The organism is Abyssibacter profundi (genome assembly GCF_003151135.1).
Classification (GTDB): domain Bacteria; phylum Pseudomonadota; class Gammaproteobacteria; order Nevskiales; family OUC007; genus Abyssibacter; species Abyssibacter profundi.
This window is the reverse complement of record NZ_QEQK01000012.1, coordinates 39429-56679: the sequence shown is the minus strand read 5'-3', so window position 1 is coordinate 56679 and position 17251 is coordinate 39429. Positions and strand designations below refer to the sequence as shown.

The window sequence follows — 17251 nt, the reverse complement described above, 5'->3', positions numbered from 1 at the left end:
GCGTCAATCAGATGCGCTGCACGCGCTCGACGATGTCCAGCCGGCGCAGCGCGCGCATCACCTGCGCCAAATGAATCCGGTCGCGAACCATAATGTTGATCCGCATGTCGGCCATGCCGCTGGACCGGTCCGACATGTTGACGTTCTCGATGCTGGAGCCCGCCTCGGCGATCTCGGTGGCAACGGTGGCGAGAAAGCCGCGCTGGTTCGGGCCCTGCACGCGTAGTTCCACGTTGAAGTCGCCCTCGACATCCGAGGCCCAGGACAGGGAAACCCAGTCATGCTGGGCCGCCTTACGTTGTTGGATGCCCGACTTGCAGTCCACGCGATGGATCACAATGCCGCGCCCCATGGAGACATGGCCACGGATGGGGTCGCCGGGAATGGGGTGGCAGCAGCCCCCGTACTCGACGATTAGGCCCTCCGTGCCCTGAATGGCCAGTGGCGCGGCGACCTCGATGGGCGTGCCGCCCTGCTGGTCGGGCTTCAGGAAAAGTCGGGCGACCAGCGGGGCCAGGCGCCGGCCCAGGCCGATGCTGGCGTAGAGGTCTTCCATATCCTCGAGTTCAAAGGCCTGCATCACCCGTTCTGCCGAGTCGCCCTTGAGCACCCGGGCCGACAGGCCCAGTTCGTCCAGCGACCGTTCGAGCAGGCGCCGGCCCAGCCGGACGGCCTCGTCGTCGCGTAGGTTCTTGAGGTAGGTACGAATCGAGGTTCGCGCCTTGGCCGTCTTGACGAAGTTCAGCCAGGCCGCGTTGGGCCGTGCATGGCGGGCGCCGATGATCTCGACGGTGTCGCCATTGCGCAGCTGGATGGACAGCGGCGCGAGGTGGTGATTGACGCGTGTCGCCACACAGTGGTTGCCCAGCTCGGTATGCACCGAGTAGGCGAAGTCCACCGGGGTCGCGCCGCGTGGCAGGCGCCGGATCTGCCCCTTGGGCGTGAACACATAGACCTCGTCCGGGAACAGGTCGATCTTGACGTTCTCGAGAAATTCCAGCGAATTGCCGGGCGCGTGGTCCATTTCCAGCAGGCCGGTCAGCCATTCACGGGCCCGGACCTGCGGAGCTTTCGCGCCGCCGCTGCCAAGTTTGTATTGCCAGTGGGCGGCAATGCCGGATTCGGAGATGTGATGCATATCGCGCGTGCGAATCTGCACCTCGATCTTGATGCCGCCGGGGCCCACCAGCGTGGTGTGTAGCGACTGGTAGCCATTGACCTTGGGTGTGGCGATGAAGTCGTTGAATAGCTCGCCGATCGGTTTATAGACGTGGTGGACCACGCCCAGGGCGCGATAGCAGTCGTCGACCCGTTTGACGACCAGGCGAAACCCGTAGAGGTCCATGACATCCAGAAACCGCAGATGCTTGCGGCGCATCTTCAGGTAGATGCTGTAGAGGTTCTTCTGCCGGCCGACGACGGCCGCACCGATGCCTTCGTCGCGCAAGGCCTTGGACAGCGTCTGCTCGACTTCGCGGATCAGGTTGCGGCGATTTCCGGAGACTTCGGCCACGGCGCGTTCCAGGACGCCGTAGCGGTTCGGGTAGAGATTGGCAAAGCCCAGGTCCTCCAGTTCCACGCGCATGGTGTGGATGCCCAGGCGCTGGGCGATCGGGGCATAGATATCCAGCGTTTCACGCGCGATCTTGCGCCGCTTGGCATGTGGCATGGAGCCCAGCGTGCGCATGTTGTGCAGGCGGTCTGCCAGCTTGACCAGAATGACCCGGATGTCCTGGGTCATCGCCAGCAGCAGTTTGCGGAAGCTCTCGGCCTGGACCTCGGCCTTGGTCTGGAACTGCGCCCGATCCAACTTGGAGACGCCGTCGACTAACGCGGCGACATCGCGACCGAATCGCTCGGTGACGTCATCGAGCGTGACGTCGGTGTCCTCGACCACATCGTGCAGAATCGCCGCCATGAGCGTCGTGTGGTCCAGGTGCATCTCGGCGAGAATGCGGGCCACGGCCAGCGGGTGGTAAATGTAGGCCTCACCAGACTTGCGGAACTGGCCTTCGTGGCGCTCGGCGCCGAAGTGGTAGGCCTTGCGGACTTCGTTGACCTGCGCCTGGGGCAGGTAGGTTTCCAGCACTTCCGACAAGGCATCAATGCCGAATGCTCGGGATATCCGCTGATTGCGAATGGCATTGTTGAGGCGACCGAGCATTCCGAAACTATATAAGAGCCTGGACCTGTGTGGGGGCGGTTGACCGACATCGGCCACCGAACCGGGCGGCAGATACGAAAACGCCCGCTTGTGGCGGGCGTTGTTCTATGCGGCTCGGTGAAGCGAGGCGATCAGGACTCCGGGCCGGGATCCAGGTTCGCCAGTTCCATCTTCACCCGCGGGATCAGCGGCAGGTCTTCCTCATGCAGGACGGATTCGCCCACATGCCCTTCGCCGATTTCGCGTAGCGCAACGACGGTGGATTTGTCGGTGCCCCATGGAATGCTGGGCTCGGCGCCGCGTGCCAGCATCCGGGCGCGCTTGGCGGCGACCAGGGTGAGCTGGAACTGGTTCGGAATCTGTTCGAGACAATCTTCGACGGTTACGCGTGCCATGGCTTTGCTGCAGTCATGCGGAAAAGAGGCGGGATTCTACGGTAATGCCGGCTTTTTAGCCAGCGTGTTCGCCAGCACGCCGACCGGGCCGTCCGCCGCCTGGCATTGACGCAGCCGTGCGGCTCTCAGCAATGCGATCAAATCGTCCACTGCGGTCTCGAAATCATCGTTCACGATGACATAGTCGTACTCGTGCCAATGCGACATTTCCGCAGCGGCGGCCTCCATGCGGCGCGCGATCACGGCCGCGCTGTCCTGGCCACGGCCCGCGAGACGATCACGCAGCACTTGTACGGAGGGTGGCAGCACATAGATCAGCACGGCGTCGGGATAGGCCGCCCGCACTTGCTGGGCGCCCTGCCAGTCGATGTCCAGGACCACATCCTGCCCGTCGGCCAGGGCTTCCAGCGTGCGTTTGCGACCGGTGCCGTAGCGTCGGTCAAACACCTGGGCATGCTCCAGGAATGCCTCCTCGCCGATCATGGCTTCGAAGCGCTCCATGGAGACGAAGTGATAGTCCTGCCCATCCTCTTCGCCCGGACGGGGTTCCCGGGTCGTGTAGGACACGGAAAACGTCACGGCGTGACCAATCGCTGCCAGGCGATCGATGGCGGCGTGGGTCAGGCTGGTCTTGCCAGCGCCCGAAGGCGCCGACACCACGATGAGTGAACCTTTCACGGCAATCTCGTTCAGTGTTTTAGGCGAGCTGCGACAACTGGCTGCGCCGGGATGCGGCGGAGCGGGCCGACATGGTAACGCCTGGACTGCGCATCAGACGATTCGGGCAAAATTCTAATAAAGAATCATTCTCGTTCGCATAAAGATCATTTCTGCGCAATTTGCCCGTTTTTCACAGAACTTTCACGAAAATACGCGGTCGCGGGCGGCGCTCAAGCAATGTGGGATAGATTTCCCATTCACTGAGGGCTGAAACGAATACCTCTTATATTCAATAGCTTATGATTGCTTGCGTCTGGGTAATCTCCACCTCAAGCGCAAAAATCAAGCGCTGTACAGGCTGCGCCGGCGCCCAACGCCAAAACTGTGAAGAGATTCAAGTTACCGTCGGAATGAGATCGAGATACTCGAGCGCGACCCGGTCGTGAGTGCGTGCCGGGCAGGATCGCGTCAAGGGAGTGAATGGGATGATCCGGACGGGACTGATCGCCGCCTGCTGGTTGGTGACCTGTGTGGCTTGGGCGCAGGATGACCTGCTTGATGGGGGGCTGCTCGAGGGCGGGCTGCTGGAGGAAAGCGAGGCAGCTTCGGACGGTGATCTGCTGGGGGATTCCGGTGGATTGCTGGACGGCGGTGACGATTTGCTCGATGACTCCGGCGGATTGCTCGACGGTGACTTGTTGTCTGGCGAACCTCCAGCTGCGGCGACCACCGAGGCCGTGGAGGCTGCGGATGTTTCCCCGGCGGATGATGATCGCCTGACGGCCGACGAGATCCACCGAGCCCTGTTCGAAGAGGCGGAATACCCGTCGGCCAACACCTGTGGCAGCTGCCATCCACGGCAGTACGAACAATGGGCGGTGTCCCAGCACGCCTATGCGCAGATTTCGCCGGTGTACATGGCGATGCAGCGCACGATCAACGCACAAACCAGCAGCACCAATGGCGATTTCTGCATCCGCTGTCATACCCAGGTTGGGATGAACAAGGGTGAGTCGCCGTTCATCTCCAACCTGGACCGGCACCCGGCCTCCAGCGAGGGGATTACCTGCGTGGTCTGCCATCGTCTGAGCCAGCCTTACGGCAAGGTGAGCGGGCGCGTCGCGTTGGAGACGGGTGATTTGACCGCGCCGGTTTATGGGCCGACGGATGGTGAGGTGCTTCAGGCCACCATCGATAGTTCTGGCGGCACGCTGACGCCCGATCCAGACAAATCGGGTCGCAAGATTCACGGCGAGGTTCGCAGCTTCGAATACATCGGTGAATCCGGCTTCTGTGGCGTTTGCCACGACGTCAATCTGTTCAACGGATTTCGCCTGGAAGAAGCGTTCTCGGACTACAAACAGTCACCGGCGGCGGAGAACGGTGTGAGCTGCCAGGACTGCCATATGGGGAAGGTCCAGGGCAAAGATGCGGGTTACGAGGTTGGGCCAGCCGCCCAGATTGGCAGTGAGACCACGCCGCCGAGAAAGCTGACGAATCATTTCTTCGCAGGGCCGGATTACTCCATCGTTCACCCCGGAATTTTCCCGCACAACATCGAGGCCACCAAGCTGGCCACCCCGCGGGACTGGCTGTTATTTGATCATGAGGCTGGCTGGGGCACGGACGCCTTCGAAGACACCGTCTCCGATGACTACGAGTTTCCTGAGCGATGGCGCGCCATCGATGATCGCTACGACGCCAGGGCCATACTCGATGACCAGTTCGAGCGCCTGGCCTGGGCGCGGGAGAAGCGTCTCGAGGTGCTGCGCAACGGCTTCGGCCTGGGTGAGATCGAGGTGACGCGGCAAACCGCCGAGCAGCTTCGATTCGCCGTCGACGTCAAGAACATCATGGATGGTCATAGCGTCCCCACCGGCTTCGATGCCGAGCGGGTGATCTGGCTGCACGTGGTGGTCCGCGATGCCGGTGGCCAGGTGCTGATGGAGTCGGGTGACCTGGACCCCAATGGCGATGTGCGCGATTCACATTCGATCTATGTGCACAACGGTGACCTGCCGCTCGACAAGCAGCTGTTCAACATGCAGTCGCGCTTTGTAACCCGCAACGTGCGTGGCGGCGAACGCGAGCAGGTGCTCACGGTGAACTACTCGGTCGATGCACTGCCGTTCATCCGTCCGAGCACGTCTTCCACGATTCTGACGGGCCAGCCGGCCGGCGCACGCAAACATCGCCAGGTGCTGTCGCCGGGTGCGACGCGAACCGCCAAGTACCGGGCACCGCTTAACGGCAAGGGTCCTTACAGCGTCGAGGTGGAGCTCAAGGCGGCGATGGTGCCGGTCAACCTCATTGCCGAGATCCAGCACGTGGGCTTCGATTACGGCATGAGTCCACGTGATGTCGCGGACGGGGTGGTCGCCGGGCATGAAGTGATCTGGGCGCGCAAAACGACTATCGGCGGCGCAAACGTCGCGCAAACGGAGGTGCAGTAATGCAGCCGTTGCACAGATTGACGCAGCAAGGTCGTTTGGGGCGCAGCGGTTGGGCGCTCTGTCGAGCTGTCGCTGTGGGGTTGATGCTCGCCGGCAGCGGCGTGGCAGGGGCGGCCGGCGACGCCAGCCGTTTCTCCGACGAGCCCGGTCCTTATCTGGGCGATGACGAGCTGCCCAAACTGACGCCGCCGATCGTGGAGCTGGGCGGTAAGTTTCTCGGGCCTGGCAATATTCCCCACGGCGTGCTCCTGCCGGGTGGGGCGGTATGGCAGCCTCAGTTCTGGGTCTATGGCACGTTCCGCTCGGCCCTGCAGAGCTTTGATAACGATCTCGGCACCGGACGCAGCGAATTGGTCAGCCGGCTGGACCTGTTCGGCAACCTGCAACTCTCCGGTAGCGAGCGAGTACTCATCGGCATCCGGCCGTTGAATGATGGCGCGCAGTTCACCGGCTGGCAGTACGACCCGGATCGCCAGGACCCCTTCGAAGATCACACGAACGCCGACATCACCACCCTGTTCTTTGAAGGGGATTTCGGTGAACTGTTTCCCGCGCTGGATCCCACGGACCGACACGACCTGGACATCGGGTTTTCCGTCGGCCGCCAGCAGATCACCTTCCAGGACGGGTTTCTGATCAATGATCGCCTGGATGCCATTGGCCTGACCCGAAACAATCTACGCTTTCCGAGCATGGATTGGCTGAACAACCTGCGTGTCACGGTGCTGTACGCCTGGGACGAGATCGATCGTGACGACAACGCACCGGACGACGGTGCCCGGCTCTACGCCTTGTTCACGCAGTGGGACACGGTGTTTGGCAACCAATTTTCCACGACTGTGGATCTGGACTTGGCATTGGTCGATGGCAGCCAGGGCCGTGGCGACCTGATCGCCGGCGGCATCAGCGCGGTACAGCGTCTGGGTCTAGTGAACACCACGTTCCGCTTCCTGTTCTCCAACGATATCGGCAGTGACGGAACTGGGTTGGCTTCGTCCGATGATGGCCAGTTGTTCTTCACGGAGTGGTCGATCACGCCATATCACACGCACAACCTGCTGTACGCCAACGCCTTCTACGGTCAGGACAACTTTTCCTCCGCGGCCCGCGACCCCCTGGCCGGCGGGCCACTGGGCCGAACAGGCATCACCTTTGCTGCACGAGGGATCGGCGCATTCCCGGCCCCGCTGGGTAATCGTACGGACGATGCCTGGGGGGTGGCCCTGGGTTACCAGATGTTCTGGAACCGCAATCGCACACAGCTCATTGTTGAGACCGGGCGCCGCGGTCAGCACACGGTGTCGGACAACGACGCCAGCGCGATTTCCTTCCGCCTGCAGCAGGCCGTGGGTCGACGGGTTCTGCTTCAGTTCGGCGGGTTCCTCGGGGCTGCGGACACCGGGCCGGATCAACAAGGCCTACGTGCCGAACTCGTGGTGAAGCTCTAATGGACTGGCTCGTGGCTCCGATGACCGTGCAACTGCTGGGCGCCGTCCTGGTGATCGGGGCGCTGCTCCACCTGGCCACGGTGCTGCTGCGTGCCCGGAGCGATGCGGCCATGGCGCGTCGCTACCACGATCAGCGGCTGCAACAGTTAGATCTGGAACTGGCCACCGCCGCCGTGCGTCACCGCTCGGCTGTTCGTGCTGTCGACGCAGGGTGGAGCGGTACACGTAAATTTCGTATCGAGCGCAAGGTGCCCGAGAGTGATTCGGTCACCTCGTTTTATCTCATACCGCATGACGGCAAGGCCTTGCCGCCGTTCAAGCCCGGGCAGTTTCTGACCTTTCAGCTCAAGCTGCCGGATCGGGCCAAGCCACTGGTTCGTTGCTACTCCTTGTCGGACAGCCCCAGCGAAACCGGGCACTACCGGATTTCGGTTAAACGTCTGGATCCGCCGCCGAAGGCGCCCGACGCTCCGCCCGGGCTCTCGTCCAACTTCCTCCATCGGGAAGTCAGCGAAGGTGAAATTCTGGATGTAAAAGCACCGGCTGGAGATTTCTTCCTGGATTTGGAAGAACGTAGACCGGTGGTGTTGATTGGCGGCGGTGTCGGCATCACGCCGGTGTTCAGCATGCTCAAGGCCGCGTGTGCGGCTGGCTATGATCAGGAGATCTGGTTCTTCAGTGGTGCACGGTTCGGTGCCGATCAGATCTACCAGGATGATCTCAAGGCGCTGGAAGCCGCCCACGACAACCTGCGGGTTTGTCTTTGCTACAGCGAGCCGACCGAAGGCGATGTGCTGGGCGAGACCTACCACCACCACGGCTGGGTGGGCGTCGATTTGTTCAAGCAGATGCTGCCGTCGAACAACTATGTGTTCTACATCTGCGGTCCGCCGCCGATGATGGCCGCTGTGACACAGGACCTGGCTGACTGGGGCGTGCCCAAGGCGGACATCCGCATGGAAGCCTTCGGACCTGCTTCCATCAAGAAGACAGAATCCAAGCCTGCCAGCGACGTGCCGGCGGTGACCGTCGAATTCGCCCACTCCGGCAAGACCGTGAACTGGAGTGGCGCTGAAACCCTGCTGGAGCTGGCCGAGGACAACGATGTCGTCATCGACTCCGGCTGCCGGGCGGGCAACTGCGGGACCTGCGTCACCGCCGTTCGCTCAGGTGAGGTCGACTACGCCAGCCCACCCTCAGCGGAGCCAGAGGCCGGTTCTTGTCTGCCCTGTATTGCCCGACCCACGTCCAACCTCGTGCTGGATGCCTGATTCATTTTTCCGAAGACCGATTGACCGCCATTGGAGGCCTGCACCATGACACGCCACATTCTTGCCGCATTCACCCTGGTCGCAGCCACCGTGCTTGGGGCCTCCACCGCTACGGCGCAAGAGCTGCGGCTAGACCCGGCCAAGGTCGTCGGGCCGACGGCATGCGGTGACTGCCACGAGGCCTCGATCGCCGCCTGGCGCGATACGCATCACTTCTCCACGTTCAAGAACATGCCGCGAACCGACGAGGCACGCAGCATTGCCGACAAGATGGGCATTAAGCGCATCAAGGCCGAGGGCGAGTGTGTGTCCTGCCATTTCACGTCCAAGCTGGATGAAGGCAAGCCCGAAACCATCGGCGGCATTACCTGCGAGTCCTGCCATGGGGCCGGCAAGGACTGGATCGAAGTGCACAGCGACTTCGGTGGCAAGGATGCAACGGCCGAAAACGAATCCGAGGCACATCGCAAGGCGCGTTGGACCCAGTCCGAAGCCGCGGGCATGATTCGACCGGGCGATCTCTACGCCTTGGCCGAGAACTGCTACCAGTGCCATACCGTGCCCAAGGAAGACCTGGTCAATACCGGTGGTCACCCGGCTGGCAGCAACTTCGAACTGGTGGCCTGGAGCCAGGGCGAAGTGCGCCACAACGTCTGGTACAACGACGCCGGCAGCAATGCGGAAGCGAGCCAGAATCGTAAGCGGCTGATGTTCCTGGTGGGCCAAGCGCTGGACCTGGAGTACGCCCTGCGCGGAGTCGCCAAGGCGACGGCAAAAGCCAAATATGCGGTCGAGATGGCGAAGCGCGCCAAGCGGTCGGCGCTGCGCATCAAGGCCATCTCGGACGCCGGTGTCGCGATTCCCGAAGTGGCCGCCCTGCTGAAGATTGCCGGGTCGGCCAAGGTGTCGCTCAACAACGAGGCCGCCCTGACCGCCGCCGCTGACCGGGTGGCCGAGCAGGCCAAAGCCATCGCCAACGGTTATGACGGCAGCGAGCTGGCCGCATTGGATGGCTTGTTGCCCGCGGCCGGTGCCTACAAGGGCAAGGTCTACGCGCCTTAATCGGACGACGTCATGGCCGAGTCCATCCTGACCCGAGATCTGCGAGCCGCCACCTCGGCGGCGCCGTCCAGCATTCCGCCACCGCAGCGCTGGTCACAGCCGTTCGGTGACGCCATGAGCGAGCGCGATGTGGCGCGCATACTCTCGATGCCGCCGTTCGCCCAGATGGACCCGTCGCGATTCCGGCCACCGGTGACGCTGGAGAGCATCGTCCGCAACGACACTCGGCTGCGACGGGTCACGCGCGGAGAGATCATTGTCCGCGCCGGGGACTACGGAAATTCGGCCTTCTTGATTGTGCAGGGGCGGGTGCGGGTCATCCTGCCGCCAGGTCTGCCCGAAGCCACGCTGGGTCGGGCGGAGCCGCAACGTAAGAACTGGATGCAGGCGGTGGCGCAGCTATGGCGGAATCCACGCCAGCCTGAGGTTCGCGATGTGTCGCGCTACGTGCCCGAGGCGCCTGCGTCGACGCCGTCAGCGGCGCGCCTGGTCATGACCGGGTCGTCGAGCGAATCCGAACGTGAAATCTTGCTCGATGCAGTTCCGGAAAGCGGCCTGAGTATTGGTCGAGATGCCGAGAATGACGTCGTGCTCAGCGACGCCGCCGTGTCGGCTCGCCATGCCCGACTGGTGCCGACCGAACTGGGTTGGGAGCTGGTTGATCTGGGGAGCTCCAACGGCACCTTCATCGACGGCGTGCGCATCGAGCGTCAGGTGCTGGCGGGGCAGGCCACACTTCGCCTGGGGACCTGCGATCTGCGGTTCATCGGTGAGGGCGAGGTTGATGAGCAGTCCATGTTGAGCACCCGGTTGCTCAGCGCCGATGACGGCAGCGCGTCGTGGAGTGCCACCGTGGTCGAAGAACGGGCGGGTGCAGCGGCGCCCCACACCTTTGTGCAGGACATTCCTGCGGTACTCGATCACACCCAGTCGGCGGTGTTGGCCAGTGGCGAAGTGTTTGGCGAGATCGCCGCCCTGGGGCGGACGCAGCGCACCGCGACCGTGTTTGCTGAAGACGACGCCATCCTGCTGGAAATTCGCTGGCAGGGCCTGCGGGATCTACGCAAGCGGGATGAGGCGTTTCGTCGGCATGTCGAAGATTTGTATCGCAAGAACAGTCTGATTACGCATCTACGCGCCACGCCGCTATTTGCGCATTTGGACGACGCAGCGATGAACGACATCGCAAGTCAAACCCTGTTCGAGAGCTACGGCGAATTCGACTGGCACACCAGTTACCAGCGCATGGCCGAGCAACCCGATGCGGCGCGCATGAAGGCCGAGCCCGAGATCGTGCGCGCCGGGGACTATCCCGATGGCCTGTTGCTGATTCGCTCCGGGTTCGCTCGGGTCACGCGGCCCCTGCATCACGGACAGCAGACGATCAACTACCTGGGCCGCGGTGCCGTGTTTGGGTTGGACGCGTTGCTGGCCGACGACAACGGACAGCCCAGAACACACCATCACACCCTGCGGGCCGTGGGCTATGCAGACGTGTTGCGTGTGCCCACCCAGGTGATCGAAGAGCATGTGCTACCAGGCTTGAGCGCGGCGCAGCTGGATGCCCTGCGCCAGGAGCAGGCCGATGTGCTCGGCGCGTCTGCCGGAATCGACGAGGCCCTGCGTCCCCTGGATGTGCAGAGCGCGCAGGACGATGAGGCCTTGGTCGAGATGCTGGTGGATCGGCACCTGATCAACGGGCGCGCCGCCATGCTGATCAATCTGGATCGCTGCGTGCGTTGCGATGCATGTACCGAGGCCTGCGCCGTCGGGCATCAGAACAACCCCCGCTTCAACCGTCACGGGCCGCGTCACGATGGACTGATGATTGCCAATGCCTGCATGCACTGCGCCGACCCGGTCTGCATGATTGGCTGCCCGACCGGGGCGATTCATCGCGCCTCGGAAGAGGGGCAGGTCGTGATCAACGACGACACCTGCATCGGCTGCGCCACCTGCGCAAACTCCTGTCCGTACAACAACATCCGCATGGTCGAGGTGCGTAATCAGTCCGGGGACTTCGTCCACAACGACGCCACTGGCGCGCCAGTCCAGAAAGCCACCAAGTGCGACCTCTGCATCGACCAGCCTGGCGGACCGGCCTGCCAGCGGGCCTGTCCGCACGATGCGCTGGAACGTGTGGACATGCGGGATCTGCCTAACCTGATCGAATGGCTGCATCGATGACCCCATTTGCGCTGCGGCGGCGCCGGAATCTGCTGGCGTGGGCGATCGTGGCCGGTCTGGGCTGGCTGTTGTTCCTGGCCCTGGATGCCGGCCTGCTAGCCGCGGACCTCTGGACGGGGTGGCTGCTGTTCATCGCCATCCTGCTGTTGTCGTTGTACAGCCAGCGCAAGCGGCTGAGCATGCTGCCCATCGGTCGGGCTGCTGTCTGGCTGCAGTTGCACGCCTATACGGGCGCGCTGGCCATCGTGATCTTTGCGGCGCATACCGGTCTGTCTTGGCCGGACGCCGTGCTGGAGTGGCTGCTGTGGTGGCTGTTCGTACTCACGGCGGGTAGCGGCTTGCTGGGGCTGTACTGGTCGCGCAGCTTGCCGCGCCGACTGAACCAGACCGATGAGGAACTGATCTTCGAGCGCATTCCGCAACATGCCGCCACGCTGCGCAAACGGGCTGAGGCCCTGGTCGTGCAGGCGGCCAGCGAGACCGATTCAACGCTGCTGGGCGAACACTATCGCCAGCATCTGGCGGGGCTGTTCACGGCGCCGCGGTGGCGCTGGCGCTCGCTGGGTCACGGTGATCATGTAACACGACATCATGGCCGGCTCATCGCGCTGGAACGCTACCTCTCCGAAGCCGAAAAGCCTTTTGCCAGAGAGCTGGCGGCCTTGTGCAGGCAGAAGTCGGATCTGGATATGCATTACACGGTTCAGGGCTTGCTCAAGGGCTGGCTTTTTGTCCATGTCCCGCTGACTGCAGCGATGCTAGTGCTGGCCGTGGTGCACCTCATCTCGGCCCATGCCTTTGGAGGCCTGTAGGCATGACTGAGCGCTTGCAGCCCTTCGATTACGCGGCCAGTCCTTACCACCGCCCCAATCAACATTGGGTGTGCGGGCGTCAGGCAGACGGCAGCTGTTGTCATGCTGGGCCGGACGCCCGGGGCCATTGCGGCGCCGGACCTCAGTGTCAGCCCGTGCGTGATGGTGACCGGTGGCGCTGTACGCGGGGGCCGTTGCAAGGTGGGCCCTGTGCCGGCGGCCCGGCTGCGGATGGCCGGTGCTGCCAGCAGGAGCCACCGTGTCGACCACGTCGTAGCTGGAAGTACCGACGCAAGCTCCTGGTGCGCTCAACAGCGGTTGCAGCGTTGGGACTGGTCTTGCTGGGTCTGGCCGGACAGTGGGCGGGCGAACTGGTTGAACCCGGCCACCTCAGTGCGGCCCATTCGACCGTGCAGGCCTGCAGCGATTGCCACACGACGGCAGGCGATGAGGCTGGCGGTTGGCTGCAGGCGGCGTGGAACGGCGGCGCCGATATGCCGGTGGGCGGTGAACATGCCTGTCTGAATTGCCATGACCTCGGCGAGACACCGCAGGCCCCCCACGGACTCACGGCGCTGCCGGTGGGCGAGCCTGGCGATCGCCTGGGCCCCTGGTCTGTGGAATTGAACCGCGCAATCTGGGGTACGCCCGATGCCCCGATTGCCTGCGGTGCCTGTCATCAGGAACACCAGGGCGCGACGGCTGACCTAACGGCTGTCGAAGCCGGTCAATGCCAGGTCTGTCACAGCCAGCGGTTTCCGCATTTTGGTGACGGCCACCCCGAGTTCAGTGATTATCCCTATGACCGGCGAACCCGCATCGTCTTCGATCATGCCTCACATCTGGGCAAGCACTTTGCCGATGAGGCCGAGGCCGCACCGGCCAGTTGCTCGGGTTGCCATGTCCCCGCGGAAGACGGTCGCACGATGCGCGTGCGCGCATTCGACACCAGCTGCGGCGACTGCCACGCGGGCGATATTGCGGGTGATTCCCAGGCCGGGGCACGCGGGTTGGCGGTACTCGCCGTGCCTGGTTTCGATCTGACCCTGGTCGAGCAGATCGGCCAGTGGCCGGCCTTTGCCGACGGAGAGCTGCCGCCGATGAACCAATGGCTGCTGGCGGCTGTTCCGAACTACGCTGAGCTGCAGGCAAGACTCGAAGACGTCGATCTGCTGGACCTGGAGTCTGCGACAGCCTCCCAGCGTGATGCCGCCTCCGAGCTGGCCTGGCACTTCAAACACCTGATTCACGACCTGCAGCAACGCGGTAGCGCCGAGTTCATCGAACGACTCGAGGCCAGCCAACAGGCGCCGCTGGACACCACCGCGCAACGCCGCCTATCGGGTCTGCTACCCATCGGGCTCATCGATGCCGCCCAGCAGCGGTGGTTCCCGGATTTGGCCAGTGAGGTCGCCGCCCATCAGGGCGGCGAGCCACCAGCGACCACGGCACTGCGCCCGGAGCCCGCCGATACGCCCGAGGCCACGTCAGATGACGACGGGCTGGATGACTTCGATGCCTTGTTTGGTGGCGGGGATGATGACGAGTCGCTCGGCGACCTGTTTGCAGACGATGCAGGCGCCGACGAAGACCTGTTTGGCGGCGATCTGTTTGCCGGGGGTGACGATATCGATCCCTTCGCCGAGCCGGAGCCGACGCCCGAGCCGGAATCCGAGCCCGGCCTGAGTCCCGAAGAGCGCATGGCGCTGGGCGGCTGGTACCTGGATGATTTCGTCTTGCGCTACCGCCCGGCAGGTCATGCCGACCCCGTGCTGCGTGCCTGGACCGACCTGGCTGCAGGTCAGGCTGGCGGTGACTGGATGGACCCGCGCCAGCCCGGCATGTGTCTGCAGTGCCACAGCGTGGAACGCGATGGCCCCGAGGCGCCGCGGCAAGTGCAATGGCAGCCGCGGCAGGTGTCGGCCCAGCTGCGCCAGTTCACCGAGTTCGATCATGCGGCGCATTTCAGCCTGCTGGGTGACGCCGGCTGCCGAACCTGCCATGAGGTGGCGCCGGACGCGGCTTACGCCGAAAGCTTCGAAACGCTCAACCCCCATGACTTTGCGAGCAATTTCCAGCCGCTTGAGCAGGCCGTGTGCCTGGAATGTCACCAGCCTGATCGGGCCGGTGACGACTGCACCCAGTGCCACCGCTACCACGTTGGCGAGTTCGAGGCGACGCTGCCGCCCACCCAGATGAGTGCCCTGCCAGCCCGGCCCTGAACCCCTCCGGCTCATCACGTTGACCTGACGGGTGGTACCAACGTCCCGCTGGTGACAATCCCCCCGGGGTGCCTGCGGCGTACACTAGGCGTTACATGCGTCGGGCCATGATCCCGACGCCACGAACGAGCTGCGACCAAGCGGCCGGGTGCAACGAGGAGATTGATCATGTTGGGGATTCCCACGACCGCCCTGCGTGGCGGACTGGTGGCCGTGTGGCTGCTGATGACGGCCTGCAGTGGCAGTGCGCCGTCGGTGACCGAGCCGGTCGAGGCAGGGGGCGAGGGTCTGTCGGTCCTGGTGCTGTCCAACCGCGCCGACATGATCAGTGGTGGCGATGCGCTCATGGAGATCGCCGTTCCGGGTGACGAGGCCGTTGATGGCCTGCGGGTTGCCCTGAACGGGCAGGACATCAGCACCGATTTCGCGCGCCGGAATAACGGCCGCGTCATGGGGCGCATCGATGGGCTGACGGTTGGTGAGAATCGCCTCGTCGTCGAGCTTAACGGCGCTCAATCCAGTACGACCATCACCAACTATCCCAATGAGGGGCCGATATTCTCCCGGCCCGAGATCAAGCGGATTCGCTGTCAGGACGGGGCGGTGGACCTGGCCTGTAACCAGCCTGCCGAGTACAGCTACCTCTACCGCCCCACGGCCCTGGTCGATGTGCTGGAGCCGATCCCCGGGGTGTCGCTGGGCACCGACCTGCTGCCCTACGATCCCGACAATCCGCCAGATGATGTGGCCATGACCACCACACAGAATGGCGAGACCGTGCCCTTCATCGTGCGCCAGGAGCTGGGTTACCAGGATCGCGACCAGTACAAGATCCTGACGCTGTTCAACCCGGAGGCGCCTTGGGAGCCCTGGGCACCGCAACCGCAGTGGAACGGCAAGATGTTGATCACCCATGGTGGCAACTGCGGGGCCAAGTACACGCCGGGTAATGCACCGTTGGATGATTACTCGGGCACTTTCGGCGATATCCCGCTCATCGAGCCCAGCTACATCTATGCCTTGGGGCAGGGCTATGCCGTGCTATCGACGGCGCTGGCCAATACCGGGCACAACTGCGATGTGGCCCTGGCGGCCGAATCGATCATGATGGCCAAGGAGCGCTTTGTGGAGCAGTACGGCCCGCTGCGCTATGCCATTGGCACGGGTTGCTCGGGGGGCTCGATTGCCCAGCTGACCATCGCCAACGCCTACCCGGGGCTGTATCAGGGCCTGCTGACCATGTGCGCGTATCCGGACTCGCTGTCGGCCGGGCTGCAATTTGCCGACCTGCATCTGATGCGCAAGTACTTCGAAGACCCCAGTCGCTGGGCGCCAGGGGTGGTCTGGAACCCGTTGCTGTGGGGGCCGGTGGAAGGGCATTTGACGCATGTGAACGCCGTGGTCGCCGATGAGGGTTTGTTCAAGGCGGCGACCCAGACCACCGGCAACTGCGCCGGGGATGCCAGCTACGACCCCGAGACCAACCCGACCGGGCAGCGCTGCGGGATTCTGGAGTGGATGCCGCATATTCTCGGGCAGCGCGGTCCCGAAGTCTGGTCGGAAATCGAGCAGCAGGTCGGCTTTGGGTTCACCGGTATTCCGTTGGGTAACACCGGGGTGCAGTACGGCCTCAACGCCCTGCGCGCCGGGCTCATCACACCGGCGATGTTTGTTGATCTGAACGTCAAGATCGGTGGGCTGGATGTCGATATCCAGCCGCAGGCCGCCCGCACCCGGGCCGATCACCCGGCCGTGGGGAATGCGTATCGCAGCGGCATGATCAATATGACCAACAATCTGGATACGGTGCCGATTCTGACCTTCGTCGGACCCGATCCGGGGATTGCACACGATGCGCTGCATGCGTGGTGGATCCGCTGGCGCATCGAGCGCGAGCACGGCAGCGCCCGCAACCATGTGATGTGGGGTGGCCCGGTCCCGCTGCTCGGGGATCTCGAGTATGTCTACCGTGGGCTGGATGCCATGGACGCGTGGCTGGCGCAGGTCGAGGCCGACAGCAGCGACACACCGCTGGCCGACAAGATCTCTCGTAACCGGCCGGGCGATGTGCAGGATCAATGCGCGATTGTGGGGGGTGAGCCGGTATTGGGTGAGGTCTGCATTGACCTGCTGCGCCCGCTCTACGCCTACGGTACGCCGCGCACCGTCGCGGGCGACACCCGCACGGCAGACAACTTCGACTGCCAGCTCAAGCCGCTGGATCGCAATGATGACTACGGGCTGGTGCCGTTCACCGATGAGCAGTGGGCCCAGCTGGCCACGGCCTTCCCCGATGGCGTTTGCGACTACCGCGCACCCGGCCGGGCCAAGCAGCCGACGGTCGCCTGGCTGCGCTATGTGGACGACAACGGCCGCATGATCGTCGGTGGCGAGCCGCTGCCACCGCCGCCAGCCAACTCGGGCGCAGGCATGCAGGCGGCCGCATTCGACTACGGTCTGCGGTAGCGTCAGACCCGGCGAAACCCGACAGTGGCCGGCGCCGATGACATCGCCGGCCACTGTCATCAAACAATGATGTGACTGGGCAAGAATGCGGCGCTTCGTTCGCATCCTGCA

The 17251-nt window shown here is 63.8% G+C and carries 11 protein-coding genes; 8 read left to right on the top strand and 3 right to left on the bottom strand.

What is annotated here, in order from left to right:
- Nucleotides 1–7: 7 nt before the first annotated feature.
- The 3 genes from DEH80_RS13400 to gmk form a co-directional block, all read right to left on the bottom strand.
- Entirely contained in the window at nt 8–2164 is a 2157-nt protein-coding gene (locus DEH80_RS13400) for a RelA/SpoT family protein (RefSeq protein WP_109721017.1), read from the bottom strand.
- A gap of 131 nt (nt 2165–2295) precedes the next feature.
- Nucleotides 2296–2559 (bottom strand): DNA-directed RNA polymerase subunit omega, encoded by a 264-nt coding sequence (gene rpoZ / locus DEH80_RS13395; RefSeq protein WP_109721016.1) that lies wholly within the window; start codon nt 2557–2559, stop codon nt 2296–2298.
- A gap of 36 nt (nt 2560–2595) precedes the next feature.
- Nucleotides 2596–3237, bottom strand: a complete 642-nt coding sequence (gene gmk, locus DEH80_RS13390) for a guanylate kinase (protein ID WP_109721015.1) — start codon at nt 3235–3237, stop codon at nt 2596–2598.
- A gap of 467 nt (nt 3238–3704) precedes the next feature.
- Between gmk and DEH80_RS13385 the strand changes: the two genes are divergently transcribed.
- The 8 genes from DEH80_RS13385 to DEH80_RS13350 all read left to right on the top strand — a co-directional run bounded on the left by DEH80_RS13385 (nt 3705) and on the right by DEH80_RS13350 (nt 17140).
- Nucleotides 3705–5672, top strand: a complete 1968-nt coding sequence (locus DEH80_RS13385; protein WP_133249242.1) for a multiheme c-type cytochrome — start codon at nt 3705–3707, stop codon at nt 5670–5672.
- A 74-nt stretch (nt 5673–5746) separates the two neighbouring features.
- A complete protein-coding gene (locus tag DEH80_RS13380) occupies nt 5747–7120 on the top strand; it encodes a hypothetical protein (RefSeq protein WP_133249241.1) in 1374 nt (457 codons plus the stop codon).
- On the top strand, nt 7120–8391 hold the full coding sequence (locus DEH80_RS13375; RefSeq protein WP_109721012.1) for a 2Fe-2S iron-sulfur cluster-binding protein: 1272 nt from the start codon (nt 7120–7122) through the stop codon (nt 8389–8391). Before DEH80_RS13380 ends, DEH80_RS13375 begins: the two co-directional genes overlap by 1 nt.
- 45 nt (nt 8392–8436) lie before the next feature.
- Entirely contained in the window at nt 8437–9453 is a 1017-nt protein-coding gene (locus DEH80_RS13370; protein ID WP_109721011.1) for a multiheme c-type cytochrome, read from the top strand.
- Between the two features lie 12 nt (nt 9454–9465).
- Nucleotides 9466–11640 carry a cyclic nucleotide-binding domain-containing protein gene (locus tag DEH80_RS13365; RefSeq protein WP_109721010.1) on the top strand — a complete coding sequence of 725 codons (2175 nt, stop codon included), beginning with the start codon at nt 9466–9468 and terminating at the stop codon, nt 11638–11640.
- A complete protein-coding gene (locus DEH80_RS13360; RefSeq protein ID WP_109721009.1) occupies nt 11637–12452 on the top strand; it encodes a hypothetical protein in 816 nt (271 codons plus the stop codon). Before DEH80_RS13365 ends, DEH80_RS13360 begins: the two co-directional genes overlap by 4 nt.
- Before the next feature lie 302 nt (nt 12453–12754).
- Nucleotides 12755–14674, top strand: a complete 1920-nt coding sequence (locus tag DEH80_RS13355) for a cytochrome c3 family protein (RefSeq protein WP_133249240.1) — start codon at nt 12755–12757, stop codon at nt 14672–14674.
- A gap of 168 nt (nt 14675–14842) precedes the next feature.
- Nucleotides 14843–17140, top strand: a complete 2298-nt coding sequence (locus tag DEH80_RS13350; RefSeq protein WP_109721007.1) for a DUF6351 family protein — start codon at nt 14843–14845, stop codon at nt 17138–17140.
- Nucleotides 17141–17251: the final 111 nt, after the last annotated feature.

Coding starts and splice junctions, on each gene's coding strand:
- DEH80_RS13370 (WP_109721011.1), top strand. CDS start 8,437: ATGACACGCCACATTCTTGCCGCATTCACCCTGGTCGCAGCCACCGTG.
- DEH80_RS13375 (WP_109721012.1), top strand. CDS start 7,120: ATGGACTGGCTCGTGGCTCCGATGACCGTGCAACTGCTGGGCGCCGTC.
- DEH80_RS13360 (WP_109721009.1), top strand. CDS start 11,637: ATGACCCCATTTGCGCTGCGGCGGCGCCGGAATCTGCTGGCGTGGGCG.
- DEH80_RS13400 (WP_109721017.1), bottom strand. CDS start 2,164: ATGCTCGGTCGCCTCAACAATGCCATTCGCAATCAGCGGATATCCCGA.
- DEH80_RS13365 (WP_109721010.1), top strand. CDS start 9,466: ATGGCCGAGTCCATCCTGACCCGAGATCTGCGAGCCGCCACCTCGGCG.
- rpoZ (WP_109721016.1), bottom strand. CDS start 2,559: ATGGCACGCGTAACCGTCGAAGATTGTCTCGAACAGATTCCGAACCAG.
- DEH80_RS13385 (WP_133249242.1), top strand. CDS start 3,705: ATGATCCGGACGGGACTGATCGCCGCCTGCTGGTTGGTGACCTGTGTG.
- DEH80_RS13350 (WP_109721007.1), top strand. CDS start 14,843: ATGTTGGGGATTCCCACGACCGCCCTGCGTGGCGGACTGGTGGCCGTG.